The organism is Burkholderia sp. BCC1638, from assembly GCF_902833195.1.
Taxonomy (GTDB): Bacteria; Pseudomonadota; Gammaproteobacteria; order Burkholderiales; family Burkholderiaceae; genus Burkholderia; species Burkholderia diffusa.
On record NZ_CADFEC010000010.1, the window covers coordinates 105,675 to 131,107 of the forward strand.

Annotated in this window: 25 protein-coding genes and 1 tRNA gene; 14 read left to right on the forward strand and 12 right to left on the reverse strand. The window is 67.2% G+C overall.

The features are described from left to right. Positions 1-89: 89 nt before the first annotated feature. Together HWX22_RS14430 and HWX22_RS14435 are read right to left on the reverse strand one after the other, a co-directional pair. Positions 90-1,388, reverse strand: coding sequence for a cytochrome c (locus tag HWX22_RS14430; RefSeq protein WP_059528091.1), 1,299 nt, complete (start codon positions 1,386-1,388; stop codon positions 90-92). Positions 1,389-1,407: 19 nt separating this feature from the next. Then, complete coding sequence (locus tag HWX22_RS14435) at positions 1,408-2,172, reverse strand: c-type cytochrome (RefSeq protein ID WP_059528087.1); 765 nt, start codon at positions 2,170-2,172, stop codon at positions 1,408-1,410. Positions 2,173-2,549: 377 nt separating this feature from the next. On the opposite strand from HWX22_RS14435, the gene HWX22_RS14440 reads away from it, so the two are divergent. Then, positions 2,550-3,482: a CopD family protein gene (locus tag HWX22_RS14440; RefSeq protein WP_175910686.1), complete on the forward strand. Its 933-nt coding sequence runs from the start codon at positions 2,550-2,552 to the stop codon at positions 3,480-3,482. Between the two features lie 139 nt (positions 3,483-3,621). Here HWX22_RS14440 and dgoD read toward each other — a convergent pair whose 3' ends face one another. Next, complete coding sequence (dgoD, locus tag HWX22_RS14445; RefSeq protein WP_175915868.1) at positions 3,622-4,770, reverse strand: galactonate dehydratase; 1,149 nt, start codon at positions 4,768-4,770, stop codon at positions 3,622-3,624. Positions 4,771-4,889: 119 nt separating this feature from the next. Between dgoD and HWX22_RS14450 the strand changes: the two genes are divergently transcribed. Next, a complete protein-coding gene (locus HWX22_RS14450; RefSeq protein WP_236873194.1) occupies positions 4,890-5,609 on the forward strand; it encodes a FadR/GntR family transcriptional regulator in 720 nt (239 codons plus the stop codon). Positions 5,610-5,630: 21 nt separating this feature from the next. Here the strand turns inward: HWX22_RS14450 and HWX22_RS14455 are convergent, their stop codons facing one another. Next, positions 5,631-5,876, reverse strand: coding sequence for a DUF1272 domain-containing protein (locus tag HWX22_RS14455; RefSeq protein ID WP_059528077.1), 246 nt, complete (start codon positions 5,874-5,876; stop codon positions 5,631-5,633). Positions 5,877-6,032: 156 nt separating this feature from the next. Between HWX22_RS14455 and HWX22_RS14460 the strand changes: the two genes are divergently transcribed. Further along, on the forward strand, positions 6,033-6,380 hold the full coding sequence (locus tag HWX22_RS14460) for a GFA family protein (RefSeq protein WP_059820367.1): 348 nt from the start codon (positions 6,033-6,035) through the stop codon (positions 6,378-6,380). 34 nt (positions 6,381-6,414) lie between these two features. On the opposite strand, the gene HWX22_RS14465 is transcribed toward HWX22_RS14460, so the two are convergent. Next, positions 6,415-9,522: a biosynthetic peptidoglycan transglycosylase gene (locus HWX22_RS14465; RefSeq protein ID WP_175915869.1), complete on the reverse strand. Its 3,108-nt coding sequence runs from the start codon at positions 9,520-9,522 to the stop codon at positions 6,415-6,417. A 400-nt stretch (positions 9,523-9,922) separates the two neighbouring features. Between HWX22_RS14465 and HWX22_RS14470 the strand changes: the two genes are divergently transcribed. Further along, on the forward strand, positions 9,923-10,315 hold the full coding sequence (locus HWX22_RS14470) for an MAPEG family protein (protein ID WP_059528067.1): 393 nt from the start codon (positions 9,923-9,925) through the stop codon (positions 10,313-10,315). Positions 10,316-10,329: 14 nt separating this feature from the next. On the opposite strand, the gene HWX22_RS14475 is transcribed toward HWX22_RS14470, so the two are convergent. Then, positions 10,330-10,506, reverse strand: a complete 177-nt coding sequence (locus tag HWX22_RS14475) for a hypothetical protein (RefSeq protein WP_244135227.1) — start codon at positions 10,504-10,506, stop codon at positions 10,330-10,332. A gap of 123 nt (positions 10,507-10,629) precedes the next feature. Between HWX22_RS14475 and HWX22_RS14480 the strand changes: the two genes are divergently transcribed. Further along, entirely contained in the window at positions 10,630-10,914 is a 285-nt protein-coding gene (locus tag HWX22_RS14480; RefSeq protein WP_011657840.1) for a PAAR domain-containing protein, read from the forward strand. A gap of 10 nt (positions 10,915-10,924) precedes the next feature. Here HWX22_RS14480 and HWX22_RS14485 read toward each other — a convergent pair whose 3' ends face one another. Both HWX22_RS14485 and HWX22_RS14490 read right to left on the reverse strand, forming a co-directional pair. Then, positions 10,925-11,236 (reverse strand): cupin, encoded by a 312-nt coding sequence (locus HWX22_RS14485; protein ID WP_059528060.1) that lies wholly within the window; start codon positions 11,234-11,236, stop codon positions 10,925-10,927. A 94-nt stretch (positions 11,237-11,330) separates the two neighbouring features. Then, positions 11,331-12,014, reverse strand: coding sequence for a DJ-1/PfpI family protein (locus HWX22_RS14490; protein WP_175915870.1), 684 nt, complete (start codon positions 12,012-12,014; stop codon positions 11,331-11,333). Between the two features lie 116 nt (positions 12,015-12,130). Between HWX22_RS14490 and HWX22_RS14495 the strand changes: the two genes are divergently transcribed. Together HWX22_RS14495 and HWX22_RS14500 are read left to right on the forward strand one after the other, a co-directional pair. Further along, positions 12,131-13,099, forward strand: a complete 969-nt coding sequence (locus HWX22_RS14495) for a GlxA family transcriptional regulator (protein WP_175910697.1) — start codon at positions 12,131-12,133, stop codon at positions 13,097-13,099. Between the two features lie 203 nt (positions 13,100-13,302). Beyond that, entirely contained in the window at positions 13,303-14,277 is a 975-nt protein-coding gene (locus tag HWX22_RS14500; RefSeq protein ID WP_059690628.1) for a LysR family transcriptional regulator, read from the forward strand. A gap of 107 nt (positions 14,278-14,384) precedes the next feature. On the opposite strand, the gene HWX22_RS14505 is transcribed toward HWX22_RS14500, so the two are convergent. The 4 genes from HWX22_RS14505 to HWX22_RS14520 form a co-directional block, all read right to left on the reverse strand. Next, positions 14,385-14,461 (reverse strand) — tRNA-Met (locus HWX22_RS14505). A 122-nt stretch (positions 14,462-14,583) separates the two neighbouring features. Continuing rightward, positions 14,584-16,242 carry an MFS transporter gene (locus tag HWX22_RS14510; RefSeq protein WP_059820361.1) on the reverse strand — a complete coding sequence of 553 codons (1,659 nt, stop codon included), beginning with the start codon at positions 16,240-16,242 and terminating at the stop codon, positions 14,584-14,586. A gap of 222 nt (positions 16,243-16,464) precedes the next feature. Beyond that, entirely contained in the window at positions 16,465-18,018 is a 1,554-nt protein-coding gene (locus HWX22_RS14515; RefSeq protein ID WP_059820360.1) for a sensor histidine kinase, read from the reverse strand. A 17-nt stretch (positions 18,019-18,035) separates the two neighbouring features. Continuing rightward, positions 18,036-18,764 carry a response regulator transcription factor gene (locus HWX22_RS14520; protein ID WP_059528042.1) on the reverse strand — a complete coding sequence of 243 codons (729 nt, stop codon included), beginning with the start codon at positions 18,762-18,764 and terminating at the stop codon, positions 18,036-18,038. A gap of 190 nt (positions 18,765-18,954) precedes the next feature. Between HWX22_RS14520 and recA the strand changes: the two genes are divergently transcribed. From recA to HWX22_RS14555, 7 genes are all read left to right on the forward strand, one after another. Next, the gene (gene recA / locus HWX22_RS14525) at positions 18,955-20,028 is read left to right on the forward strand and encodes a recombinase RecA (RefSeq protein ID WP_059820359.1); all 1,074 of its coding nucleotides are present in this window, start codon (positions 18,955-18,957) and stop codon (positions 20,026-20,028) included. Continuing rightward, positions 20,028-20,897 (forward strand): recombination regulator RecX, encoded by an 870-nt coding sequence (gene recX, locus HWX22_RS14530; protein WP_175915871.1) that lies wholly within the window; start codon positions 20,028-20,030, stop codon positions 20,895-20,897. The genes recA and recX overlap by 1 nt, the downstream gene beginning before the upstream one ends. A gap of 146 nt (positions 20,898-21,043) precedes the next feature. Next, a complete protein-coding gene (locus tag HWX22_RS14535; RefSeq protein WP_059528036.1) occupies positions 21,044-21,652 on the forward strand; it encodes a DUF2889 domain-containing protein in 609 nt (202 codons plus the stop codon). A 68-nt stretch (positions 21,653-21,720) separates the two neighbouring features. After that, positions 21,721-22,887: an ADP-forming succinate--CoA ligase subunit beta gene (gene sucC, locus HWX22_RS14540; RefSeq protein ID WP_059528034.1), complete on the forward strand. Its 1,167-nt coding sequence runs from the start codon at positions 21,721-21,723 to the stop codon at positions 22,885-22,887. Between the two features lie 64 nt (positions 22,888-22,951). Further along, a complete protein-coding gene (gene sucD, locus HWX22_RS14545; RefSeq protein WP_010090788.1) occupies positions 22,952-23,833 on the forward strand; it encodes a succinate--CoA ligase subunit alpha in 882 nt (293 codons plus the stop codon). Between the two features lie 160 nt (positions 23,834-23,993). Then, on the forward strand, positions 23,994-24,698 hold the full coding sequence (locus HWX22_RS14550; RefSeq protein WP_059820357.1) for a TerC family protein: 705 nt from the start codon (positions 23,994-23,996) through the stop codon (positions 24,696-24,698). Positions 24,699-24,795: 97 nt separating this feature from the next. Then, positions 24,796-25,392 (forward strand): pilin, encoded by a 597-nt coding sequence (locus tag HWX22_RS14555; protein ID WP_175915872.1) that lies wholly within the window; start codon positions 24,796-24,798, stop codon positions 25,390-25,392. The last annotated feature ends 41 nt before the right edge of the window (positions 25,393-25,433 follow it).

Sequence of the window (25,433 nt, forward strand, 5' to 3'; positions counted from 1 at the left end):
GCGGCCCGCGCGGGGAACGGCGTCGCAAAAAGCAAAGGGGCGCGGCTGCGGTTTCCCGCAGCCGCGCCCCCGTGTGTGTCGCGCGTTATTTAGTCAAGCGGCGCGGAACGCAGGTCGCTCACCTGTTGCGGCGAGATCGGCGTACCGTTGTTGCCCCACGACATCCGGATATACGTGACCACCGCCGCGACTTCCTGGTTCGACAGCGACTGCGCGAACGGCGGCATCCCGTACGGACGCGGATTCTTGAACGTGCTCGGCGGATAGCCGCCATTCAGCACCATGCGGATCGGGTTGACCGCCGATTCCATCACGATCGAATGGTTGCCCGCGAGCGGCGGATACGCTGGCGGCTTGCCTGCGCCGGTTTCGGCGTGGCAGGTTGCGCAGTTGTCCGCGTAGATCTTCTTGCCCTGGTCGAACAGCGCGTTGCCGAATTGCTTCGACGGCTCGTACTGCATGTTCTTCGGCGCTTCAGCCTTCTGCGGGATCGACTTCAGGTACGTCGACATCGCGCGCGTATCTTCGTCGCTCATGTACTGCAGGCTGTTGTGCACGACGTCGGCCATCGGGCCGAACACCGCGCCCTTGTTCGATACGCCGGCCTGCAGCAGGTCCGACAGCTCCTGCACGTGCCAGTCGCCGAGGCCGAGTTCCTTGTCGTTCGTCAGCGACGGCGCATACCAGTTCTGCAGCGGGATCAGGCCACCCGCGAAGGCCGCCGAGCTCACCGGGCCGCCCATCATGTTGATCGACGTGTGGCACATCGAGCAGTGGCCGAGGCCTTCGACGAGGTACGCGCCGCGGTTCCATTCGACCGACTTGGTCGGATCCGGCTTGTATTCGCCTTCCTTGAAGAACAGCGTGCGCCAGCCGATCAGCAGATTGCGGTTGTTGAACGGGAACTTCAGTTCATGCGGACGGCTCGGCACCGAGACCGGCGGGACCGAACGCAGGTACGCGTAGATCGCGTCCGAGTCGGCGCGCGTGACCTTCGTGTAGCTCGCGAACGGGAAGCCAGGGTAGAGCAGGCTGCCGTCCTTCGAACGGCCGGTGTGCATCGCGCGGTAGAAGTCGTCCGACGTCCACTTGCCGATACCGTCCTTGTCGTCCGGCGTGATGTTCGGCGTGTACATCGTGCCGAACGGCGTCGCCATCGGCAGGCCGCCCGCGAACGACTTGCCGCCGCGCACGGTGTGGCACGCGATACAGTCGCCGACGCGCGCGAGGTATTCGCCCTTCTTGATCAGCGCGGCCTGGTCGGCCGGCGTGGCCGCGACGGCAGCGTTGCCGTGCAGCGTGTCGTTGCCCGGCCAGAGGACCGGCACGAGGGCGGCAGCCGCGACGATCGCGACGGCCGAGAGTGCAAACAGGGACTTGCGTTTCATTGTGTCTGTCTCCCTTGCCTTATTGCGGTTCGCTGCCGCAGGCGAGCGGAGTCTTCATCGAACGCGCCGGGGCCGGCACGGGGTTGGCGGGCGCCGGTTGCGCGGCGAGCCATGCGGTCACGGCCGTCACGTCTTCGTCCGACAGCTTCGACGCGATCTCGTGCATGCAATCCGGTGCCTTCGCGTGGCGGTTGCCCGAGCGCCATGCGCCGAGCTGTGCGCTCAGGTAATCGGCGTGCAGGCCGACGAGGCCCGGGATCGCCGGCTGCATGCCGGTCAGCCCAGCGCCGTGGCAGGCCACGCAGGCCGGCAGCTTGCGCGACGGATCGCCTTGCGTGACGAGCTGCTTGCCGCGCGCGAGCGTGGCGGCCGGCAGCGTCGGCTTGGCCGGCGTCGGGTACGGCGGACGCTCGGCCGAGAAGTGCTCGGCGATCTCTTTCAGGTAATCGTCGTTCAGGTACGTCAGCAGATAGTTCATCGGCGGGTACTTGCGCCGGCCATCACGGAAGTTGACGAGCTGGTTGTACAGGTACTCCGCCGGCTTGCCGGCAAGCCGCGGGAAATAGTCGTTGTCCGTACCCTGGCCGTGAACGCCATGGCATGCGGTACAGCCGCGCACACGCTCGGCCATCGTATCGGGTGCCTTGAGCGGCGCCTGCTGGGCGTGCGCTTGCTCCGTGGGCTTGGTCTGCGCTTGAGCAGCGCTCGTAAGGCCCGCGCCACCGATCAGGAGAACGGCAAGCAACGGACGGAAGAGGCGTCTTGAAGACACACGAGACTCCATGTTTATTCGTCGGGGACCTGTCCGGGCTACGATCGGCTCGGCGCATGGACGGCAGGACAGCCGGGCTGCTGCGACGCGGCATTCTATCATCTATGGGTAATGACGGCTATTTGGCAAAAGGACATCGGTTCCTGCCTGTTTGCGACTTGCGACAATTTGACGCGCTTCGTACACGGGTTGTGTGAACCGGCGTGCGCTTTGACCATCGAAGACCGTACACTCGCGGGTCGCGCGGCGCCGCCTCCGCCGCAGACCCAGTCATTTCTCCCGTTTCCGGATTCATCGATGACGTTCCCTACCGTGCCGTTGCCGTCTTCCCGCTGTCGTTCCACTTGCCGCCGCGTTGCGGGCCGGCCGTTCCCGGGAGGGCGCGCGCGATGAGGATCGACAGCTTGTGGATCGGGCAGGTCGCGCTGGCGGCATTGATGGACGCGACGTTCGCGATGGCCGTCGGTTCGGCGCTGCTCAAGGCGTGGCTCGGCAAGGACGGCGCGCGACCGGTCGTCGCGCCGTCGCATCCCGCATGGCTGCGCGCGCAACATTCGCTGGTCGCGGCGGCGCTGGCGCTCGTGCTCGCCGATCTCGGCTGGCTGGTGTATGAAGCGGCGTCGATGAGCGGCGCGGGGCTCGGCGGCGCATTCGCCGCGATTCCCGTCATGCTCGCGCAGACGCACACGGGCTTCGCATGGAGCGTCGCGTTCGCCGGCGCCGTCGTGCTCGCGATCGTCGCGCTGGCAAAGCCGGAGGGCCCGGTCGCGCATGCGGTGCTGTGGCTCGCGGTGATCGTGGTCGCGGCCGGCAAGGCGTCGCTCGGCCATGCGGCCGACACCGGCCCGCTGTCCGCGGCGGTCGGCGTGCAGACGCTGCACCTGCTCGCCACCGCGGTGTGGGGCGGCCTCGTGCTCGCGGGCGGGCTCGCGGTGCTGCCGGTGCTCGGCTCGTCGGTCGCGCGCGGCGCGCTGATCCGGATCGGTCAGCAGCTGTCGCGTACGTCGACGATCGCGGTCGTGTTCGTGCTCGGCACGGGCGTGCTCAATGCGCTGCGCGGGCTCGGCGGCTCGCTCGCACCGCTCGACGGCACCACGTGGGGGCGCGTGCTGCTGCTCAAGCTGCTGCTCGTCGCGCTCGCGCTCGTGCTCGGCGGGTTGAACCGCTTCTCGGCGCTGCCGCGTCTGCGCCGGACCGCGTCGACCGAAGACGCGTACACGTTCCGCAACATCCTGCATCTCGAGGCGCTGACGATGATCGGCGTGTTCGTCGCGGCCGCCGTGCTGTCGTTCAGCGTGCCGGGGTTCGCGGCGCTCGGCTGACGGCCGGGGCGGCGCGGTGCCGGGCCGGGTGCCCGCGCGTCGCGTGCTGCAGATGCACGAACGGCCGCCTGTCGGGCGGCCGTCGCGAAGCCGTTGCGCGGCATGCACGCCGCGCAACGCGCCTCATCTCACTCCCTCATCACCATTCGGCGACGCTGCCGTCCGCGTGACGCCACACCGGGTTGCGCCAGCGATGCCCCGTCCTCGCCATCTCGCGCACTTTCTCCTCGTTGACGTCGATGCCGAGCCCCGGGCCCTGTGGGATCGCGACGAAGCCGTCTTCGTAGCGGAATACTTCGGGATTGCGCAGGTAGTCGAGCAGGTCGTTGCCCTGGTTGTAGTGAATGCCGAGGCTCTGTTCCTGGATGAACGCGTTGTAGCTCACCGCATCGAGCTGCAGGCACGCGGCCAGCGCGATCGGGCCGAGCGGGCAGTGCAGCGCGAGCGCGACGTCATAGCTTTCCGCGAGCGTCGCGATCTTGCGGCACTCGGTGATGCCGCCCGCGTGCGACGCATCGGGCTGGATGATGTCGACGTAGCCGCCCGCGAGGATGTGCTTGAAGTCCCAGCGCGAGTAGAGCCGCTCGCCGAGCGCGATCGGCGTGTTGGTCTGGTTGACGATGTCGCGCAGCGCCTCGGCGTTCTCCGACAGCACCGGCTCCTCGATAAACATCAGCTTGTACGGATCGAGCTCCTTCGCGAGCACCTTCGCCATCGGCTTGTGCACGCGGCCGTGGAAGTCGACGCCGATCCCGACGTGCGGGCCGACCGCGTCACGCACCGCCGCGACGTTCGCGATCACCTGCTCGACCTTGTCGTAGGTGTCGACGATCTGCAGCTCCTCGGAGCCGTTCATCTTCACGGCCTTGAAACCGCGCTCGACCACCGCGCGCGCGTTGTTCGCGACGTCGCTCGGCCGGTCGCCGCCGATCCACGAATACACCTTGATGCGGTCGCGCACCTGGCCGCCGAGCAGCGCGTGCACGGGCACGCCGTGATGCTTGCCCTTGATGTCCCACAACGCCTGGTCGACACCCGCGATCGCGCTCATCGTGATCGGGCCGCCGCGGTAGAAGCCGGCGCGATACATCACCTGCCAGTGATCCTCGATCAGCAGCGGATCCTTGCCGACCAGATAATCGGCGAGTTCGTGCACGGCGGCTTCGACCGTGTGCGCGCGGCCCTCGACGACCGGTTCGCCCCAACCGACGATCCCTTCGTCGGTTTCGATCTTGAGGAACAGCCAGCGCGGCGGGACGACGAAGGTTTCGAGGCGGGTGATTTTCATGTCGCGAGTCTCCTGGGGTGACCGGCGCGGACATGCCGATGCGGCGCCGGTCGAATGCGTGACGGTTATCCTAGCGCAGCCCGATAAAAAATAGTATTAATAGCACTATTGTGCAGATAGTGGGCAGCCGCGGCGTTGCCCGTCACCGGAGAACGATCATTCAACGCGACCTGCATGGACAGACAGCCTTCCGGCTGGCGACGGCGATCCTGCGCGGCGACTATCCGCCCGAATCGCTGCTGCCGCGGGAGCCGGACCTGATGGAGATGTTCGGCGTGAGCCGCACGGTGCTGCGCGAGGCGCTGCGCACGCTGACGTCGAAGGGGCTGGTCGAATCGCGGCCGAAGGTCGGCACGCGCGTACGGCCGCGCCGCGCATGGAACCTGCTCGACGCCGACCTGCTCGACTGGTACGCGCGTGTCGCGCCGCCGCTCGCGTTCGCGCTGAAGCTGCAGGAGATGCGCGAGATGATCGAGCCGCATGCGGCCGCGCTGGCCGCGCGCGCGCACGGGCCGGGCGCCTTCGACGCGATCGAGGACGCGGTGCGCGCGATGGCCGCCGCGCGCAACGTGGACGAATGGGTGCGCGCGGACCTGCGCTTTCACCTGAGCGTGCTGGAGGCCGGCGGCAACGAACTGCTGGTGCCGCTCGGCGCGCTGATCGATCGCACGCTCGAGGCGCAGCTGCATCTGAACGCGCGCCGGGCGCATGTGTTCAATGCGTCGCTCGCCGAGCACGCGGCCGTCAGCGACGCGATTCGCGTGCGCGACGAGGACGGTGCGCGCCGCGCGATGGCGTCGCTGCTCGCGGTGACGCGCGCGCGGATCGAGATGTCCTGACGGGAAGGGCGGTGCGGGCCGTCAGTGGTTCGCGCAGCCGCCCGGCTTCAGCACGCGTTGCGTCGACGCCGGATATTTCGCGAGCAGGCTCGCCGGACGGCGCGGCCGCACCACCAGATCGCCGCCGCAGTTCGGGCAGCGGCCCTTCAGCACGTCGTCCGCGCAGGTCGCGCAGAACGTGCATTCGAAGGTGCAGATGCGTGCGTCCGGCGAATCGGGCGGCAGGTCCTTGTCGCAGCATTCGCAGCCGGGGCGCAGTTCGAGCATGGTGGTTTTCCTCGTGGTCGGAGTGGGGTCGGGACAGGCGCCGCGGCACGTTGCGAGCGACGCGGGTGCGCGCTACTGTACTCGTTTGAGCCGACCCGGCCAACGGTGTCCCGCCGGGATGCCGTCGTCGCGCACGGGCCGCCCCGGGAGACGACCATGCTTTATCGTGGAAGCTGTCACTGCGGCGACGTGAAGTTCGAGGTGGAAGGCGACCTGCAGGGCGTGATGGCCTGCAACTGCTCGATCTGCCGACGCAAGGGCGCGCTGATGTGGTTCGTGCCGCGCGATCACATGAAGCTCCTCACGCCCGACGAACATCTCGCGACCTATACGTTCAACAAGCACGTGATCCGCCATCGCTTCTGCAAGCGCTGCGGGATTCATGCGTTCGGCGAGGGTACCCATCCGGACGGCACCGCGATGGCCGCGATCAACGTGCGATGCCTCGAGGATGTCGATATCGACGCGCTGCCGGTCACGCACTACGACGGCCGCTCGCACTGAGCGGCGCGTCGTCGCGTGAGCGCACGGGCCGTCGTCAGGACGGCTCGGCCGGCGCGGCCTGCGGCGCCGGCGTTTCCGCCTGCGGCGCCGGGCCCGCCGTGCGCGTGCCGGCCGTGACCGGGCGCTCGATCAGCGGCGCGAGCGCCGGCGCCATCGACTTCAGCAACTGCACCGCCATCGCGCTCGTGAAGTCGTAGCGTGCTGCGTACGGCTCGTGCGCGGTCGCCGTCAGCACGCCGAAGAAGCGGTCGCCGAGCACGAACACGAACGTGCCGCTGCGATTGACCTTGCGCGACTCGATCAGCCGCGCGCCGCGCGCGTAGACGTTGAAGCGCTGGTCGCCCGTCCCGGTCTTGCCGTACACCTGGAGCGTCTTGCCGTCGGGCAGCGTGAAGCCGCCCGCGAGACGCCGCGCGGTGCCGTTGAGCACGACGTCGCGCAGCAGCGTGCGCGCCACGTCGACGATCTCCGGCGACAGCATCGGCTGCGGCTGCGCGGCCGCGCGCACGAAGCGCGTTTCGTACGGCGTGCCCTTCGCGAAGTCGAGGCGTGTGATCGTCTCGGTCGGCGCCTTCTGGCCGCCGTTCGCGATCAGGCCGATCAGTTTCGCGAGCGCGTCGGGCTGGTCGCCCGATGCGCCGATCGCGGCCGCGTATGACGGCGTGACTTCCGCGAACGGGTAGCCGAGCGCACGCCACGCTTTCGTGATCTCCCCGTACGCGCGCAGCTCGACCATGTGGCGAATGCGCCGGTCCTGGGTCGCGTGGTAGCGCGTCTTGTACAGCCACGAGTACGTGTAGAAGCGCGCATCGCGGCTGTCGCGCTGAACGTCGCCGAGCGGCGCATTCGGATGTGCGCGCAGATAGTTGAGCGTCCACAGCGCGAGCGGGTGGACGCTCGCGATATAGCCGCGATCGTTGAGGTTGAACCGGTCGATCGCGTACTTCGCGTAGAGCGCGGCGAGATCGTCGTCCGACAGCGTCGCGGCCGGCGTGCCCTTCAGCTGCGCGCGCATCCGCGCGCTGAACCACGCGAGCGATTCGTTCGGCGCGACGCTGCGCAGCACCGTCGCGATCTTCGGCGGCGACTTGCGCACGTCCTGCAGCATCAGCGCGAGCGCGTCGTCGGGCGCCTTGCCCGCATAGCGCGTGTAGTAGCGCTTCACGTAGACCTTGCTTTCGCCGTCGACGAACTGCTCGAGGTAATGCTTGCGCTGCTCCGGATCGCCGAGCCACGACGACGACGGGCCGGCCGCCTGCAGCATCTCGTAATGGACGATGTCGCGCATCAGCCGCACGAACACGAGGTTGACCGAGTGCTCGAAGGCCGCATGCAGCGTCAGGATGCGGCCGTTGTCCGACTTCTCGAAGTTCGAGAATACCTGCGCGCCGCCGCCCGTGTAGAACACGTCGGGGCTCGCCGAGTACTTGCGTTCGACCGCCGCGTCGAGCATCGCCTGCAGCGAGCGATCGCGCGTATGCGACAGGTAATCGAGCGCCCAGCGCGACAGTCCGTCGATCGGGTCGGGCTTCACCTTCGCGAGTTGCGCGTTCGACAGGTTGCCGTAGCGCGCGTGCAGGTCGGAGACGATCTGCAGGTAGGTGATCAGCGTGCGCAGCTTCGCGGTCGAGCCGAGGTTGATGCGGCCGCCGCGGTTTACGTCGAACGGCTGGTTCACGCTGTCGGTCTGCACGCGCAGCATGTTCGCGCCGTTGCGGTGCTCGTACAGCGTGAAGCTGTACGTGAGGTGCGACGGGTCGTCCTTCGGAGCGAGCATCTCGAAGCCGTACAGGCCGGCGGCCTGCGCGCCGTCGCGGGTCGACGCCCGCGCGAGCCGTTCGGCGACCGCCTGCTGCACGCCGTTGTCGAGCGTGCTGGTGGCTTCGAGGTCGAGCTGGTCGAGCTGGTACAGGTCGCTGATCCCGAGTGCCGACAGCAGCGACGCGCGCGCGGACGACACGGCCTTGCGCGACACGAACGACTGCACGTGCGCGGCGGCCGGCGGCGCGCTGCGCTCGATCTGCGCGGCGAGCGCCGCGTCGCGCAGCGCGGGCGAGATCACGCCGCCGGTCGACAGGAGCCGCAGGTAGCTGTCGGTCAGCTTCTGCAGCGCCGGATAGCCGCGATTCAGGAAGTACGACGGCGCGCGCTGCGCGATGATCAGCGACAGCACCTCACGGAACGTCTTGCCCTGTTCGTCGACGTTGTCGCCGGTCGTCGGCGCGGACAGGATCCGGTTCACGTCGTTGAAGTCGCGGCCGTACCACGCGGCGAGACCGTCGCCGATGCCGGTGATTTCACCCACGTGCGGCCGCGCGGCGAGCGGCACCGAGTTCAGGTAGCGCACCAGGATCGCGCGCCGCGCGAGCATCGTCTGCGGGCCGTTCAGGTATGCGAGGACCGACGCGGACGCGATCTGCCGCAGCTTCTCCGGCGGCGTCGCGGTGCGGCCGTCGGGCGAATGGCGGAACTTCTCGATCTGCGTCGCGAGCGTGCTGCCGCCGGGACGCGCCTGATGATGGTTGACGACGTGCATCGCCTGGTCGGCGAGCGCGCGGCTGAAGCGTCCCCAGTCGATCGCGGGATTGCGGTTCGGCTGGTTCGCGTCGAGCAGGTAGCGATCCTCGATGAACAGCAACGAATCCGCGATCACGCGCGGCACCGTGTCGAAGTCGGCGTAGACGCGCTGCGGGAACACGGTCGCGAACAGCGGGGCGCCGGTCGAGTCGAACAGCATCAGCCCGGCCTGGTCTTTTTCTTCGTAAGGCAGGAACAGGCCGTGATCGGCGAGCGACAGCATTCGTTGCGAATCGCGCGCCTGCTTGCCGACGACGAAGCCGCGCGCGAGCAGATGCTGCTGGAACGCAGGAATCATCGCGTAGCCGAGGCGCTGGTCGTACGGCCCGTTGGCGGGGAAGCGGATGTGGTCGCTTGCGCCGGCCTCGACGGTGTAGCCGACGTCACGGGTGAGCTCGGACAGGTAGTGCGCCTGCAGGCGCGATGTCGCGATCTCGGTCATCACGAGTCGCGCGACGATCGCGATTGCGATCACCAGCGCGGCCAGCAAGGACCACTTGATCCACGTCCAGACCGAGGCACTACCGGTCACGCGCGGCAGGATGCGATTCAGCGGCCGATTCATGGCGGCGTCTCCCTGAAGGCGCAGGCTCCGGCCGCACCTCATTAAGGATTAGTGTAGTCCTCCGCAGCGGGCTGCCAAGGGCGGTTCACTACCGAGATGCGTCGACGCAACGCACATGCCTGTGACGTGCGGCAATGGGCGGTGCGACGCGGTGGCGCGTGTCGCCGTGGCGTAACGTTTGCGCGCACCGCCTGGCCGCCGGGAACGACGGCGCGTGGCGGCGCCGGCGGCTCACGCACCGGTCTTGTGCATCGCCGTATCGACCGCAAATCGGGTCCGATCCTGTCCGAATCCGTTGCCGGTGTGTGAAGACGCTACGGGTTTCCGCGATAGCCGGGTGCACCGGCCGCAGGTACGATCGCCCGATGTGCAGCGCATGTCCGCATGCATCGGGGGTGCCATGTCGATCCATCCCGTCGCGCTCGTTTGCACGACGATCCTGGGGTTGCTGCTGTTCGGGCTCGGCCTGATCGTGTCCGTTGCGCGCTTCCGGCGCACCACCGGTTCCGGATGTGCGTCCGATCCGACCGACGGGTTGCACAAGATCGTGCGCGCGCACGGCAACACGGCCGAATACGCGCCGTTTCTCGCGGTGCTGTTTCTCTATTTCGGCGCACACGACCCGTCGCGCGCGATCGTCTCGTTGATCGTCGCGGCAACCGCGTGCCGCTGTCTGCTCGTGATTGGACTGCTCGCGTGGCCGACGATGGACAGGCCGAATCCCCTGCGTTTCATCGGCGCGCTCGGCACGTATCTGTGCGGCGCCGCGCTTTGCGTCGCGCTGTTCGTCTGAGCGCGTTGCCATCGCTATCGCCGCTTCGCGGGATCGTGCCGGCGCATGGCTTCGACGAAGCAATGAATCAGCCAGTCGCACGCGATCGCGATCATCCGCTCGCGTATCGAGTCGACTTCCATGAAGTGCTTCGGCGTGCATGACACGGTGTCGGCGTACGACGACACCGTGAACGCCGCGCTGAACGACATGCATTCGACGATCGGCCGCGCGGTGATATCCTCGCGAAACGCCCGCGACCGACGGGCGGATACCGACTGCCCGCGCGCGGCCCGATGCCGCGCTGCGCGGCGTTTCCGAGGGAGAGCCGAAGCATGAGCCGCAAATTCATCCTGAAGGGCGACACGACCGACCATGGCGGTGTCGTGCTCGACGGAATCGCCAATTCGTCGTTCGACGGCCGCGAACTCGCCTATCTCGGCGCGCCGGTGTTCTGCGCCGCGTGCAAGACCCAGGGCGTGATCGTATCCGACGGCGGCGAGCGGACGATGACCGTGATGGGCAAGGTCGTCGCGCTCGAACACGACCTGTGCCAGTGCCTGTGCACGCCGCAGCCGAAGCTGATCCCGTCGCAAGGGACGGGCACCATCTCGGGCTGACGCCCCGTCGTCAGTCGCTGCCTTCGGTCTCGATCACGAGGATGCGCGCTTCGCCGAGCGGGTGCGCGACGTGTTCGGTGCCGATCGTCGCGTGGAAGACGTCTCCCGTCTCGAGCACCGTCGCGTGCTCGACACCTGCTGCGCGGTAGCGCATCTCGACACGGCCGTCGAGCACCGCGAAAACCTCCTCGCCGTCATTCACATGCCAGCGGTACGGCCGATCGGTCCAGTGCAGGCGGACCGTGATGCCGTTCAGGTTCGCGATGTCCAGCGCCCCCCACGGGCGTTGCGCGGTGAATGCGGTGCTGCGGATGATGTTCATCGATAGGTCCGGTCGGTCAATGCGAATGCTGCCGAGTCGGGCAGGCTGCGTGGCCGCGCGGCCCGCCCGCCCTTCGGTTTTCGTGTGCTTGTCTTCAGCGGGACATCGCGCGCAACGCCGCGTCGATCGTCTGCCTGCGCTTCTCCAGCCCTGCCGCCGAGCGCTCGGTCACGCGCTTCAGTACCGACGCCGGCGCCGTATCCGGCGAGCCCGCATCGAACGGCGGCGCGGGCGCGTATTCGAGCGCCAGCTGGATCGACTGCGCCTCTTCGTCGCCGACGAGTTCGGCGGCGATCGTCAACGCGAAGTCGATGCCGGCCGTTACGCCGCCGCCGGTGATCAGGTTGCCGTCGCGCACCACGCGCTCGCGCACGGGCACCGCCCCGAGCGGCGCGAGCAGCGAATGAAATGCCCAGTGCGTCGTCGCGCGGCGGCCGCGCAGCAGGCCGGCCACGCCGAGCAGCAGCGCACCCGTGCAGACTGACGTCACGTAGCGCGCGGCGGCCGCGCGCTGCTGCACGAACGCGATCGTTTCGGCATCGAGCAGCAGGTCGTTGATGCCGATCCCGCCGGGCACGCAGATCACGTCGAGCGGCGGGCAATCGTCGAACGTGCAGGTCGCCGCGAGCGCGAGGCCGCTGCTCGACGTGACGGTGTCGCGCGATTTCCAGACCAGATGGACGGTCGCGTCGGGCAACGACGCGAGCACGTCGTGCGGGCCGGTGAGATCGAGTTGCTGGACGCCGGGAAACACGAGAAGGCCGATATGCAGGGTCATGCGAACGCTCCGAAGGGAAGGGGATGCGCCACGGCCGGCGCACGATGGACAGATCGATTCTAGGCGCGTAGTGTTTGGCGAAATTGCCATATCACCCACGTTTTCAGCCAATCGCCATGTCTGCCGCTCCGCGCTCGATCATCGTCCTCGCGTTTCCCCGTGCGCAGTTGCTCGACGTGACCGGGCCGCTGCAGGTGTTTGCATCCGTCAACGAACTCGCGCAGGAGCGCGGGCAGCCCGTGCCGTATGCGCCGCGTGTCGTCGCCGCGGAGGCGGGGCCGATCGAGACGTCCTCCGGCCTCGTGGTGATGGCCGATTCGCTGCGCTCGGCCGGGCGGCCCGATACGGTGATCGTGGCCGGCGGCAAGGGCGTGCACGCCGCTTCGCGGGATGCGCGGACGGTGCGCTGGGTGCGGCAGCAGGCGCAGCGCGCGCGACGTGTCGCATCGGTCTGCACCGGTGCGTTCCTGCTCGCCGAGGCCGGCCTGCTCGACGGGCGGCGCGCGGTCACGCACTGGGCGCGCTGCGACGAATTCGCGGCGCGCTATCCGAACGTGCGCGTCGAGCCCGATCCGATCTTCATTCGCGAAGGCGCGTTGTGGACGTCGGCCGGCGTGACGGCCGGCATCGATCTCGCGCTCGCGCTGGTCGAGGAGGATCTCGGGCGGGCGATCGCGCTCGACGCCGCGCGCGAGCTCGTCGTGTTCCTGAAGCGGCCGGGCGGGCAGGCGCAGTTCAGCGCGATGTTGTCGATGCAACGTACCGACGACCGCTTCGGCGAACTCCATGCGTGGATCGCCGAGCACCTGACGGCCGACCTGTCGGTGCCGGCGCTTGCCGAGCGCGTCAGCATGAGCGAGCGCAGCTTCGTGCGTCACTACCGCGCGGGCACCGGCCGCACGCCCGCGCGCGCGGTCGAGCAGATTCGCGTCGAGGCCGCGCAGCGTCTGCTCGGCGAAACCGCGTGGCCCGTCAAGCGGATCGCCACGCGGTGCGGTTTCGGCTCGGAGGAGACGTTGCGGCGCAGTTTCGTGCGCGTGCTCGGCGTATCGCCGCAGGGCTATCGCGAGCGGTTCGTGCGGTAACGTGCCGGTGAGCGGTGAGCGGTGAGCGCGCCGCGCATGGCGACCGGGGATGGGGTCGTCGCGTCTGGAACTGCACGGATCCGCATCACTTTCCAGTCCGAAACGCTGAGACTATTCAAAAGCGGCAAACAATAGGCGGGGGCTTGTGCCGCGCGGGTTGCGCGCTCTATTCTGTTCCGTTGGCGATTCGAAGGGGGCGCAGCATGGACCGCATTCAGGCAATGGAAGTTTTCACCCGCGTGGTCGACGCGAACAGCTTCACGCGCGCGGCCGACACGCTTGCGATGCCGCGCGCATCGGTGACGACCATCATCCAGAATCTCGAGGCGCTGCTCGGCGTGCGTCTGATGCACCGGACGACGCGGCGGCTATCGCTGACGCCGGAGGGCGCCGCGTATTACGAGCATTGCATGAAGATCATCTCGGAGATCGCGGAAGCCGACGCGAGTTTCCAGACCGGCAACCGCAAGCCGAGCGGCGTGCTGCGCGTCCACATGCCGAGTTCGCTCGGGCGGCGCGTCGTGTTGCCGGCGCTGTCGATCTTCCGGCAGCGTTATCCGGACATGACGCTCGACCTCGGCTTGTCGGACCGCTACGTGGATCCGGTCGAGGAGGGCATCGACTGCATGATCCGGGTCGGGCCGCTCGAGGATTCGTCGATGGTCGCGCGGCGGATCGGGATGCTCAAGCGCGTGACCTGCGCGTCGCCCGACTATCTCGCGCGTCACGGCGAGCCGCAGGAGATCGCCGACCTGGCCGACCATCATGCAGTGAATTTCCGCGCGAGCCACGGTGCACGGGCGATTCCGTGGGTGTTCATGATCGAGGGCAAGCCGGTCGAAGTGCGGATGAACGGCAGTGTCACCGTCAACGATTCGGATGCGTACGTGACGTGCGGGCTCGAAGGATTCGGGATGATCCAGCCGACGCTGTTCATGGTGCTGCCGCACCTGCGCGACGGCTCGCTGGTCGAGGTGCTGCCCGACTGCAATCCGAAGCCCAAGCCGATCTCGATCGTGTATCCGCACAACCGGCATCTGTCGCAGAAGGTGCGCGTGTTCGCGGACTGGATCGCGGAGCTGTTCGAGTCGACGCCGGCGCTGGAGGGCGGGGAGAACTGGCGGGGGAAGGTGCGGGCGGAGGTGCCGGACGCGCAGCGCGGGGCGGTGGTGGCATAACGCGCGGGACGCACGCCTGATGGACAGGCGGTGCGCGAATCCGCGCCCGCCCGGATGAAGCAATGAAAAAAGCCGCTGATCCTTGCGGAACAGCGGCTTTTCGCATTTGGTGGCGAATCAGGGACTCGAACCCCGGACCTGCGGATTATGATTCCGTCGCTCTAACCGACTGAGCTAATTCGCCGAAGACTTGAATTATGTAGATGTACCGCCGGGCTGTCAACACCTTTTTTCACTTTCCTGAAAAAAGGTGCCGACGGCCGGCGCCGGCACGGGTTGCGGGCGGGGTACCGCCCGCGCCCGACCTCAATCCTGCGCGTAGATGTTCGAGTTCTTCGTGTCCTTGACGAACAGCAGACCGATTACGAACGTGGCCAGCGCGATCACGATCGGATACCAGAGCCCCGAATAGATGTCGCCCTTCGCCGCGACGATCGCGAACGCGGTCGCCGGCAGGAAGCCGCCGAACCAGCCGTTACCGATGTGATACGGCAGCGACATCGACGTGTAGCGGATGCGTGTCGGGAACATCTCGACCAGCATCGCCGCGATCGGGCCGTAGACCATCGTCACGTAGATCACGAGGATCGTCAGGATCACGATCGTCATCGGCCAGTTGAGCTGCGACGGGTCGGCCTTCGCAGGGTAGCCGGCCGCCTTCAGCGTCGACGCGAGCGTCTTGTCGAACGCCGCGCCCTGCGCCTTCGCGTCGGCCGCCTTGCCGTCATACGCGGGGATCACCGTATCGCCGACCTTGATCTGCGCGGTCGCGCCAGCCGGCGCCGCGACGTTCTCGTAGTTCAGGCCGGCCTTCGCGAGCGCGCTCTTCACGATGTCGCACGAGCTCGTGAACTTCGACGTGCCCACCGGGTTGAACTGGAACGAGCAGGTGGCCGGATCGGCGAGGACGGTGATCGGCGCCTTCTGCGTCGCGAGTTCGAGTTGCGGGTTCGCGTAGTGCGTGAGCGCCTTGAACAGCGGGAAGTAGGTGAGCGCCGCGATCAGGCAGCCCGCGAGGATGATCGGCTTGCGGCCGATCTTGTCCGACAGCGACCCGAAGAACAGGAAGAACGGCGTGCCGATCAGGAGCGCGATCGCGATCAGAATGTTCGCGCTGGCACCGTCGACCTTCAGCGTCTGCGTGAGGAAGAACAGGGCGTAGAACTGGCCCGTGTACCACACGACGGCCTGGCCGGCGGTCAGGCCGACGAGCGCGAGGATCACGATCTTCAGGTTCTTCCACTGGCCGAACGCTTCGGTCAGCGGCGCCTTCGACGTCTTGCCTTCCGCCTTGATGCGCAGGAACACCGGCGATTCGTTCAGCTGCAACCGGATCCACACCGACACCGCGAGCAGCAGGATCGACGCGACGAACGGCACGCGCCAGCCCCAGTTGCCGAACGCTTCCTCGCCGATGAACGTGCGCACGCCGAGGATCACGAGCAGCGACAGGAACAGGCCGAGCGTCGCGGTCGTCTGGATCCATGCGGTATAGAAGCCGCGACGGTTCGCCGGCGCATGCTCGGCGACGTAGGTCGCCGCACCGCCGTACTCGCCGCCGAGCGCGAGGCCCTGCAGCAGCCGCATCGCGATGAAGATCACCGGCGCCGCGATGCCGATCGATGTGTAGCCGGGCAGGAAGCCGACCACGAAGGTCGAGATGCCCATGATCACGATCGTCACGAGGAACGTGTGCTTGCGGCCGACGAGGTCGCCGAGCCGGCCGAACACGATCGCGCCGAACGGACGCACGGCGAAGCCCGCTGCGAAGCCGAGCAGTGTGAAGATGAATGCAGCGGTCGGATTGACCCCGGAGAAGAAGCTCTTGCTGATGTAGGCCGCGAGTGATCCGGCCAGATAAAAGTCGTACCACTCGAACACGGTGCCGAGCGACGACGCGAAGATCACCTTCTTCTCTTCGCCCGTCATCGGCGAGTGCGAAATTTGCTCGCCTAACGTTGCCATGAATCGTCTCCAAGTCCCTTGATATAGATATGCGGCCACCTTGGGTGGGCGGGCCTGTCGACGATTATTGGCACGGAAACTTACGGCGCACTGACTCGCGGGCACAAAACGACTGCGCGTTAACCCGCGCCGAATCGGTCGTTTCGCGCTCCGATCGTGTCGCAATCGGGTGGTAAAGCGCCGATTTCGATGCGATCGCGGTGCGGTACGGACCCGCGCGTATCAGGATTGATCCGGCGCGGTGTCCGACAGCGGCAGGCTGATGCGCACGAGCGTGCCCGCGAGGCGCGGTGCGCTTTGGTATACGTGATCGTCGAGCGTCAGCGTGCCGCCGTGCTGGGCGGCGATCTCGCGCACGATCGCGAGCCCGAGGCCGCTGCCGTCGCCTTCGCGGCCGAGGATCCGGTAGAAGCGTTCGACCACGCGGTCGCGTTCCGCGGCCGGGATGCCGGGCCCGGTGTCCTCGACTTCGAGATGCACGCGCCGCGCCGCACGCTCGGCCCGCACGCGCACGGTGATGCGGCCGCCTTCGGGCGTGTAGCGGATGGCGTTGTCGACCAGGTTGCCGAGCATCTCGCGCAGCATCACGGGATTGCCGTCGACCTCGAGCGGCGCGTCGTCCTCCGGGCCTTCGTAGCCGAGGTCCATGCGTTTCGCGAGCGCGGCCTGCACCCAGTCGCGCACCGTGCGGCGTGCAAGCGCGGCGATCTCGACCGGCTCGAACGTCAGCCCGCTCGCGCGGTTCTCGGCGCGCGCGAGCGCGAGCAGTTGCGTGACGAGCCGCGCGGCCTGCTCGGAACTCGTCGCGATCTGTTCGAGCGACCGCTGCACGTCGGGCGGCACGGGGTGGCGCAGCGCGAACTCGGCCTGCGTGCGCAGCCCCGCGAGCGGCGTCTTCATCTGGTGCGCGGCGTCGGCGATGAAGCGCTTCTGCAGCGCCATGTTCTGTTCGAGGCGCGCGAGCAGGTCGTTGAACGACGTGACGAGCGGCTCGATCTCGGGCGGCGCGCGCTGCGCCTCGACGGGCGACAGGTCGTCGGGGCGCCGTGCGCGGATGTGCGCCTGCAGCGCGTTGAGCGGCGCGAGCCCGCGCGACAGCCCGAACCAGACGAGCAGGATCGCGAGCGGCAGGATCACGAACTGCGGCAGGATCACGCCCTTGATGATGTCGTTCGCGAGCGCGTTGCGCTTGTCGAGCGTCTCGCCGACCTGCACGAGCACGGGCTGCGTGCTGTTCGACTCGGGCAGCGCGACAGTCGTATACGCGACGCGCACGTCGTTGCCGCGCAGCAGGTCGTCGCGGAACACGACGACGCCCGGCGGCGGGCGGTCCTCGTCGCGCGGCAGCGGCATGTCGGCCTCGCCCGCGACCAGCTCGCCGCGCGTGCCGAGCACCTGGAAGTACACGCTGTCGACGTTGTCCGCGCGCAGGAAGTCGCGCGTCTGCTGCGGCAGCGTCAGCTCGGCGACGCCGTTGACCGGATGGATCTGCCGCGCGAGCACGTATGCGTTGGTCTCGAGCGCGCGGTCGAACGGGCCGTTCGCGATCGTCTTCGCGACGAGATAGGTGACGGCGATGCTCATCGGCCACAGCAGCAGGAGCGGCGCGAGCATCCAGTCGAGGATTTCGCCGAACAGCGAGCGCGGCCGCGCGGCCTCGGGCGTGTCGGTTTCGTCGGGCGGCGCGAACGGGTTCTCGTAGCGCGCGTCGCGCGCGGCGTCGGCGGCGGACGGTTGATCGCCGGTCGGATGGCGGGGGTGGGCCGGCGTGGCCATCGCGGCGACGGCCGGGGTCAGCGCAGCGGCGTGCCGGCCGCCGCGGACTGGGGCGCGGGCGAGTCGGCCGGCGCCGCGGGCGCGACTTTCTCGAGGCAGTAGCCGAGGCCGCGCACGGTGGAAATCCGCACGCCGCTCGGCTCGATCTTCTTGCGCAGCCGGTGGACGTACACTTCGATCGCGTTGTTGCTGACTTCCTCGCCCCATTCGCACAGATGGTCGACGAGCTGCTCCTTCGACACGAGCCGGCCGATGCGCTGCAGCAGCACTTCGAGCAGCCCGAGCTCGCGCGCGGACAGATCGAGCACGCGGTCGTTCGCATATGCGATGCGGCCGACCTGGTCGAACGCGAGCGAGCCGTGGCGCACGACGGTCGGGCCGCCGCCCGCGCCGCGCCGGGTCAGCGCGCGCACGCGCGCCTCGAGCTCGTTGAGCGCGAACGGCTTGGCCATGTAGTCGTCCGCGCCGAGGTCGAGCCCCTTCACGCGCTCGTCGACGCTGTCGGCGGCGGTCAGGATCAGCACGGGGAGATTGGAATTGCGCGCGCGCAGGCGCTTCAGCACGTCGAGCCCGGACATCTTGGGCAGCCCGAGATCGAGGATCAGCAGGTCGAAGGACTGCATCGACAGCGCGGTATCGGCCTCGACGCCGCTCTTCACGTGGTCGACGGCATAGCCCGATTGGCGGAGTGACCGGGTGAGGCCGTCCGCGAGTATGCTGTCGTCTTCGGCGATGAGAATTCGCATGTTGCTGACCGATGGCCGGCGGGGCGTTCGCGCCGGCGCGGCTGTCTCCGAAGTTATCCGTGTACAACGCAGCCTGCATTGCGGGCTTGCATAAAACACTGTTTTTTTATACAGTGTCTGCATTCGTGGGCAGCGCTTGAAAGCGGGCGCGCCTCTGACAGACGCTGCTCATCATAGCAAAGGACGATTCATGGAAGATAGCAAGAAGGGCTCCGGGATGACCGCCGAGAAGAGCAAGGCGCTGGCGGCCGCACTCGCGCAGATCGAGAAGCAGTTCGGCAAGGGATCGATCATGCGGATGGGCGACGGCGAAGCGGCCGAAGACATCCAGGTCGTCTCCACGGGCTCGCTCGGTCTCGATATCGCGCTCGGCGTCGGCGGCCTGCCGCGCGGCCGGGTGGTCGAGATCTACGGTCCGGAATCGTCCGGTAAAACCACGCTCACGCTGCAGGTCATCGCCGAACTGCAGAAGCTGGGCGGCACGGCAGCCTTCATCGACGCCGAGCACGCGCTCGACGTTCAATATGCGGCGAAGCTCGGCGTGAACGTGCCGGAGCTGCTGATCTCGCAGCCGGACACCGGCGAGCAGGCGCTCGAAATCACCGACGCGCTGGTGCGCTCGGGTTCGATCGACATGATCGTCATCGACTCGGTCGCGGCGCTCGTGCCGAAGGCCGAAATCGAAGGCGAGATGGGCGATTCGCTGCCGGGCCTGCAGGCTCGCCTGATGTCGCAGGCACTGCGCAAGCTGACGGGCACGATCAAGCGCACGAACTGCCTCGTGATCTTCATCAACCAGATCCGGATGAAGATCGGCGTGATGTTCGGCAACCCGGAAACCACGACGGGCGGCAACGCGCTCAAGTTCTACTCGTCAGTGCGTCTGGATATCCGCCGCATCGGTTCGATCAAGAAGAACGACGAGGTGATCGGCAACGAAACCCGCGTGAAGGTCGTCAAGAACAAGGTGTCGCCGCCGTTCCGCGAAGCGATCTTCGACATCCTGTACGGCGAGGGCATTTCGCGTCAGGGCGAGATCATCGATCTCGGCGTGCAGGCGAAGATCGTCGACAAGGCAGGCGCCTGGTACAGCTACAACGGCGAGAAGATCGGCCAGGGCAAGGACAACGCGCGTGAATTCCTGCGCGAGAATCCGGAAATCGCGCGCGAGATCGAAAACCGCATTCGCGAATCGCTCGGCGTTGCCGCCATGCCGGATGGTGCAGGGTTCGACGAAGCCGAGGCGATGGACGAAGAAGAGTGATGGTCGGGCGCCGAGGTCAGGCTGGCGAACCGGAACCGAGCGACGCGCCCGACACGGCGGGTCGCTCCGGCCGGCAAGCCGAATCCTCGGGGGCCAACCGGCGGAGCGCGGGCAGTCATGCCGCGACCCGCACCGCGACGAGGGCATCCGAGGATGCCCTCGTTTCGTTTGAGATGACCGCGCCGGTCGATCCGTTCGACGACGACGAATCGTTCGACGCGCACGACCGGTCGCGCCGTCGCGTGTCCGGTGTCAGCTTTCCGGGCGAGCGCGCGGCCGATGCGTCTGCGTCGGTCAAGGAAGATGTGTATACGCGCAGTAGCCAGCATCCGCGTCGCACGCGCCGTGCGTCCGGCGGTTCCGCCGACACTGCTTCAGGTGACGCATCCGGTGCCGCCGAGCGCAAGTCGTCGAAACCGCTGCGTTCGCTGAAGGGCCGCGCGCTCGGCTATTTGTCCCGGCGCGAGTACAGCCGGGCCGAACTCGCGCGCAAGCTCGCACCGTACGTCGGTGAGGACGAATCCGTCGAGCCGGTGCTCGATGCACTGGAAAAGGAAGGCTGGCTGTCCGACGCACGCTTTGCCGAGAGCCTCGTGCATCGCCGCGCATCGCGCGTCGGCGTCGCGCGCATCGTCAGCGAACTGAAGCGTCATGCGGTCGGCGACAGTCTCGTCGAGGAAGTGAATGCGCAATTGCGCGAGACCGAGTGGGCACGCGCGCAGGCCGTCTGGCGCAAGAAATTCGGTGCACTGCCGCAAACGCCCGCCGAGCGCGCGAAGCAGGCGCGCTTCCTTGCCGCGCGCGGCTTCTCGAGCTCGACCATCGTGAAGTTGCTGAAGGTCGGCGACGATTTCCCGACCGACGACTGACCGGTTCGGTCGCGCGCGCTGCGCGCGATTTTGCTGCAACGCAACCGTTTCCGGACAGGCGGGAATACCCGCCGTCGCGGCCGGATGCCTCAAATACCCAATATGCTAAAATCCACGGGTTTTCCTCTTCGGCCTCAACCTCCAGCATGCCGCTATCCGAGCCCGTGCCCCGTCAGTTGCGACATCGACGCGCAATCCGAGCGGAAGCCTACGAGCGCGGCGACGGCTTGTGGGACATCGAAGCCTGCCTGACCGACCACAAGCCGCGCGATGTCGCGCTTGCGTCGGGCATCCGGCCCCAAGGCCTGCCGATCCACGAACTCTGGCTGCGCGTGACTATCGATCGTGACCTCAATGTCGTCGACGCCGAAGCGTCTTCGGAGTGGGTTCCCTATCCCGGTCACTGTCAATCCGCCCCTCCCGCCTACCGGGCCCTCATCGGGCTCAATCTCTTCCGCAATTTCCGCCGCAACGCGAACCGGCTGCTCGCCGGCGTCGCAGGCTGTTCCCATCTCACCGAACTGTGCGCCGTGCTGCCGACGGCAGCGATCCAGGCGTTCGCCGGTGACGTATGGAACGTGCGCGAGGAGGGCGGCGAAGGACCGGACCATGACGGCGAGCACGCCGAACCGCCTTTCCAGCTCGGCCGTTGCCGGGCGTTGCGGTTCGACGGCGAGGTCGTGCGGCAGTACTACCCGCGCTGGTATGGCACGAACCGGCCGGACTTGCCCGGTGAGGGCAGCACGAAGGAATGAACGGAAATCATTCGAAGAAGCGTCTTAAGCGACATTTCATCCAACTCTCAGACTGAAGGGAATCACGCATGAAGATTCACGAGTACCAGGGTAAGGAAATCCTGCGGAAATTCGGAGTCGCGGTACCGCGCGGCAAGCCGGCGTTCTCGGTTGAAGAGGCCGTCAAGGTGGCAGAAGAGCTGGGCGGCCCGGTGTGGGTCGTGAAGGCTCAGATTCACGCGGGTGGCCGTGGCAAGGGCGGCGGCGTGAAGGTGGCGAAGTCGATCGAGCAGGTTCGCGAATACGCGAACCAGATCCTCGGCATGCAGCTCGTCACGCACCAGACCGGTCCGGAAGGCCAGAAGGTCAACCGCCTGATGATCGAAGAAGGCGCCGACATCAAGCAGGAACTGTACGTCAGCCTCGTCGTTGATCGCGTGTCGCAAAAGATCGTTCTGATGGGTTCGAGCGAAGGCGGCATGGACATCGAAGAAGTTGCCGAAAAGCACCCGGAACTGATCCACAAGGTCATCGTCGAGCCGTCGACGGGCCTGCTCGACGCCCAGGCCGACGACCTCGCCGCGAAGATCGGCGTGCCGGCTGCTTCGATTCCGCAAGCGCGCGCCATCCTGCAAGGCCTGTACAAGGCATTCTGGGAAACCGACGCGTCGCTGGCTGAAATCAACCCGCTGAACGTCTCCGGCGACGGCAAGGTCATCGCACTCGACGCGAAGTTCAACTTCGACTCGAACGCGCTGTTCCGCCACCCGGAAATCGTCGCGTACCGCGATCTGGACGAAGAAGATCCGGCTGAAATCGAAGCGTCGAAGTTCGACCTCGCGTACATCTCGCTCGACGGCAACATCGGCTGTCTCGTGAACGGCGCAGGCCTCGCGATGGCGACGATGGACACGATCAAGCTGTTCGGCGGCGAGCCGGCGAACTTCCTGGACGTCGGCGGTGGCGCGACGACCGAGAAGGTCACCGAAGCGTTCAAGCTGATGCTGAAGAACCCGGACCTGAAGGCGATCCTCGTGAACATCTTCGGCGGCATCATGCGCTGCGACGTGATCGCGGAAGGCGTGATCGCCGGTTCGAAGGCCGTGAACCTGAACGTGCCGCTCGTCGTGCGCATGAAGGGCACGAACGAGGACCTCGGCAAGAAGATGCTGGCCGATTCGGGCCTGCCGATCATCTCGGCGGACAGCATGGAAGAGGCTGCGCAGAAGGTCGTCGCGGCTGCCGAAGGCAAGTAACGCTATCGAATACGCATGGCGGCGCGGCAGATACGCGACGCCAATCGAACAGAGGTCAAAATACATGTCGATTCTGATCAACAAGGACACGAAGGTCATCACGCAGGGCATTACCGGCAAAACCGGTCAGTTCCATACGCGCGCCTGCCGTGAATATGCAAACGGCCGCGAAGCATTCGTCGCGGGCGTGAACCCGAAGAAGGCCGGCGAAGACTTCGAAGGCATTCCGATCTACGCGAGCGTCAAGGAAGCGAAGGCAGAAACCGGCGCGACCGTGTCGGTCATCTACGTTCCGCCGGCAGGCGCAGCCGCTGCGATCTGGGAAGCGGTCGAAGCCGACCTCGATCTCGCGATCTGCATCACGGAAGGCATCCCCGTGCGCGACATGATCGAAGTGAAGGACCGTATGCGTCGCGAAGGCCGCAAGACGCTGCTGCTCGGGCCGAACTGCCCGGGCACGATCACGCCGGACGAACTGAAGATCGGCATCATGCCGGGCCACATCCACCGCAAGGGCCGCATCGGCGTCGTGTCGCGTTCGGGCACGCTGACGTATGAAGCCGTTGCTCAGCTGACGGCACTGGGCCTCGGCCAGTCGTCGGCAGTCGGTATCGGCGGCGACCCGATCAACGGTCTGAAGCACATCGATGTGATGAAGATGTTCAACGACGATCCGGATACGGACGCGGTCGTGATGATCGGCGAAATCGGCGGTCCGGACGAAGCCAACGCCGCTCAGTGGATCAAGGACAACATGAAGAAGCCGGTCGTCGGCTTCATCGCTGGCGTCACGGCGCCTCCGGGCAAGCGCATGGGCCACGCCGGCGCGCTGATCTCGGGCGGTGCGGATACGGCCGAAGCGAAGCTGGAAATCATGGAAGCGTGCGGCATCACCGTCACGCGCAACCCGTCGGAAATGGGCCGCCTGCTGAAGAAGGCGCTGTAATTTCCGAGTGGTTCGTCCTGCAAAAAACGCCGGCCTCGCCGGCGTTTTTTTTGTTATGCTCGCGCAATGAATTTGTAAGCACCGGGCATGCGCGATGCATGTCCCGGCGTTCACCCGGCGCGCCTGTCAGACAGCCGTTGCCCCGCACCCGATACCGCTCATGCTTGAATTCCTGACGTCGCTCCATTGGGGCGCGGTGTTTCAGATCGTCATCATCGACATCCTCCTCGGCGGCGACAACGCGGTCGTGATCGCGCTCGCGTGCCGCAACCTGCCGGCCAACCAACGGTTGCGCGGCGTCGTGTGGGGCACGGCCGGCGCGATCCTGCTGCGCGTCGCGCTGATCGCGTTCGCGGTCGTGCTGCTCGACGTGCCGTTCCTGAAGTTCGGCGGCGGCCTGCTGCTGTTGTGGATCGGCGTCAAGCTGATGGCGCCCGACGCCGACGCACACGACAACGTGAAGCCGGCCGACCGGCTGTGGGATGCGGTGAAGACGATCGTGATCGCCGACGCGGTGATGAGCCTCGACAACGTGATCGCGATCGCCGGCGCGGCCGAACAGGCCGATCCGTCGCACCGGCTGGCGCTGGTGATCTTCGGGCTCGTCGTCAGTGTGCCGATCATCGTGTGGGGCAGCACGCTGGTGCTGAAGCTGCTCGACCGGTTTCCGATCGTCGTGGCGCTCGGTGCCGGGCTGCTGGGCTGGATCGCCGGCGGGCTGATGGTGCACGACCCGATCGGCGACCGCTGGCCGGTGCTCGATACGCCGGCGGCGATCTACGGCGCGAGCATCGCCGGCGCGCTGTTCGTCGTCGCCGCCGGTTACACGCTCCGGCGCCGCCGCAGCGCCATGCACGCGCATTGACGTTGGCCGTCCGGCCGACTGCCGGGGCCGCGGCCCGCTGGCTACGATCGAAACGCCTGCCTGATTCGGCAGGCGTTTTTCGTTTCCGGAGCCAGTCATGTTCGAAGCCTTTTCCGTTTCCCTGTTCCGTCGCATCGCCGCCGATCTGCGGCGCGCGAGCCGGCTGGTGCCGCGCTGGCGGCCGGCCGGCTTCACGCTGATCGAGCTGATGATCGTGCTCGCGATCGTCGGCGTGATCGCGGCCTATGCGATTCCCGCGTACCAGGATTACCTCGCGCGGTCGCGTGTCGGCGAGGGGCTCGCGCTCGCTTCGTCCGCGCGGCTCGCCGTTGCCGACAACGCCGCGAGCGGCGCGGGCCTCGACGGCGGCTACAGCCCGCCGGCCGCCACCCGCAACGTCGAATCCGTCGCCATCGACGGCGACACCGGCCAGATCACGGTGGCGTTCACCCCCCGCGTCGCCGCGGCCGGTGCGAATACGCTCGTCCTGGTGCCGTCCGCCCCGGACAAGGCCGACACGCCGACCGCGCGCGTGCCGCTGAAAAAGGGCGCGATGCAGGCGGGTGCGATCGCATGGGAGTGTTTTGCCGCCGGCAAGTCTGCGTCGTCGCTCCCGGCGCCGGGAGCGGGCCCGTTGCCGGCGGAAGCCGCGACGTTGCCCGCGCAATATGCGCCGGCGGAGTGCCGCGCGTAGTGCCGGGGGCATGCCGGCAAGTCAGTGGCCGCGTGAATGGC

Excerpts from the sequence above, each read along its gene's own strand:
- HWX22_RS14490 (WP_175915870.1), bottom strand. The coding sequence starts at position 12,014 with ATGACCCTGCATATCGGCCTTCTCGTGTTTCCCGGCGTCCAGCAACTC.
- HWX22_RS14485 (WP_059528060.1), bottom strand. The coding sequence starts at position 11,236 with ATGAACATCATCCGCAGCACCGCATTCACCGCGCAACGCCCGTGGGGG.
- HWX22_RS14515 (WP_059820360.1), bottom strand. The coding sequence starts at position 18,018 with ATGGCCACGCCGGCCCACCCCCGCCATCCGACCGGCGATCAACCGTCC.
- HWX22_RS14455 (WP_059528077.1), bottom strand. The coding sequence starts at position 5,876 with ATGCTCGAACTGCGCCCCGGCTGCGAATGCTGCGACAAGGACCTGCCG.
- HWX22_RS14435 (WP_059528087.1), bottom strand. The coding sequence starts at position 2,172 with ATGGAGTCTCGTGTGTCTTCAAGACGCCTCTTCCGTCCGTTGCTTGCC.
- HWX22_RS14465 (WP_175915869.1), bottom strand. The coding sequence starts at position 9,522 with ATGAATCGGCCGCTGAATCGCATCCTGCCGCGCGTGACCGGTAGTGCC.
- HWX22_RS14430 (WP_059528091.1), bottom strand. The coding sequence starts at position 1,388 with ATGAAACGCAAGTCCCTGTTTGCACTCTCGGCCGTCGCGATCGTCGCG.
- HWX22_RS14535 (WP_059528036.1), top strand. The coding sequence starts at position 21,044 with ATGCCGCTATCCGAGCCCGTGCCCCGTCAGTTGCGACATCGACGCGCA.
- HWX22_RS14510 (WP_059820361.1), bottom strand. The coding sequence starts at position 16,242 with ATGGCAACGTTAGGCGAGCAAATTTCGCACTCGCCGATGACGGGCGAA.
- HWX22_RS14480 (WP_011657840.1), top strand. The coding sequence starts at position 10,630 with ATGAGCCGCAAATTCATCCTGAAGGGCGACACGACCGACCATGGCGGT.
- dgoD (WP_175915868.1), bottom strand. The coding sequence starts at position 4,770 with ATGAAAATCACCCGCCTCGAAACCTTCGTCGTCCCGCCGCGCTGGCTG.
- HWX22_RS14550 (WP_059820357.1), top strand. The coding sequence starts at position 23,994 with ATGCTTGAATTCCTGACGTCGCTCCATTGGGGCGCGGTGTTTCAGATC.
- recA (WP_059820359.1), top strand. The coding sequence starts at position 18,955 with ATGGAAGATAGCAAGAAGGGCTCCGGGATGACCGCCGAGAAGAGCAAG.
- sucC (WP_059528034.1), top strand. The coding sequence starts at position 21,721 with ATGAAGATTCACGAGTACCAGGGTAAGGAAATCCTGCGGAAATTCGGA.
- HWX22_RS14440 (WP_175910686.1), top strand. The coding sequence starts at position 2,550 with ATGAGGATCGACAGCTTGTGGATCGGGCAGGTCGCGCTGGCGGCATTG.
- HWX22_RS14475 (WP_244135227.1), bottom strand. The coding sequence starts at position 10,506 with ATGTCGTTCAGCGCGGCGTTCACGGTGTCGTCGTACGCCGACACCGTG.
- HWX22_RS14555 (WP_175915872.1), top strand. The coding sequence starts at position 24,796 with ATGTTCGAAGCCTTTTCCGTTTCCCTGTTCCGTCGCATCGCCGCCGAT.
- HWX22_RS14470 (WP_059528067.1), top strand. The coding sequence starts at position 9,923 with ATGTCGATCCATCCCGTCGCGCTCGTTTGCACGACGATCCTGGGGTTG.
- recX (WP_175915871.1), top strand. The coding sequence starts at position 20,028 with ATGGTCGGGCGCCGAGGTCAGGCTGGCGAACCGGAACCGAGCGACGCG.
- HWX22_RS14495 (WP_175910697.1), top strand. The coding sequence starts at position 12,131 with ATGTCTGCCGCTCCGCGCTCGATCATCGTCCTCGCGTTTCCCCGTGCG.
- HWX22_RS14520 (WP_059528042.1), bottom strand. The coding sequence starts at position 18,764 with ATGCGAATTCTCATCGCCGAAGACGACAGCATACTCGCGGACGGCCTC.
- HWX22_RS14500 (WP_059690628.1), top strand. The coding sequence starts at position 13,303 with ATGGACCGCATTCAGGCAATGGAAGTTTTCACCCGCGTGGTCGACGCG.
- HWX22_RS14460 (WP_059820367.1), top strand. The coding sequence starts at position 6,033 with ATGCTTTATCGTGGAAGCTGTCACTGCGGCGACGTGAAGTTCGAGGTG.
- sucD (WP_010090788.1), top strand. The coding sequence starts at position 22,952 with ATGTCGATTCTGATCAACAAGGACACGAAGGTCATCACGCAGGGCATT.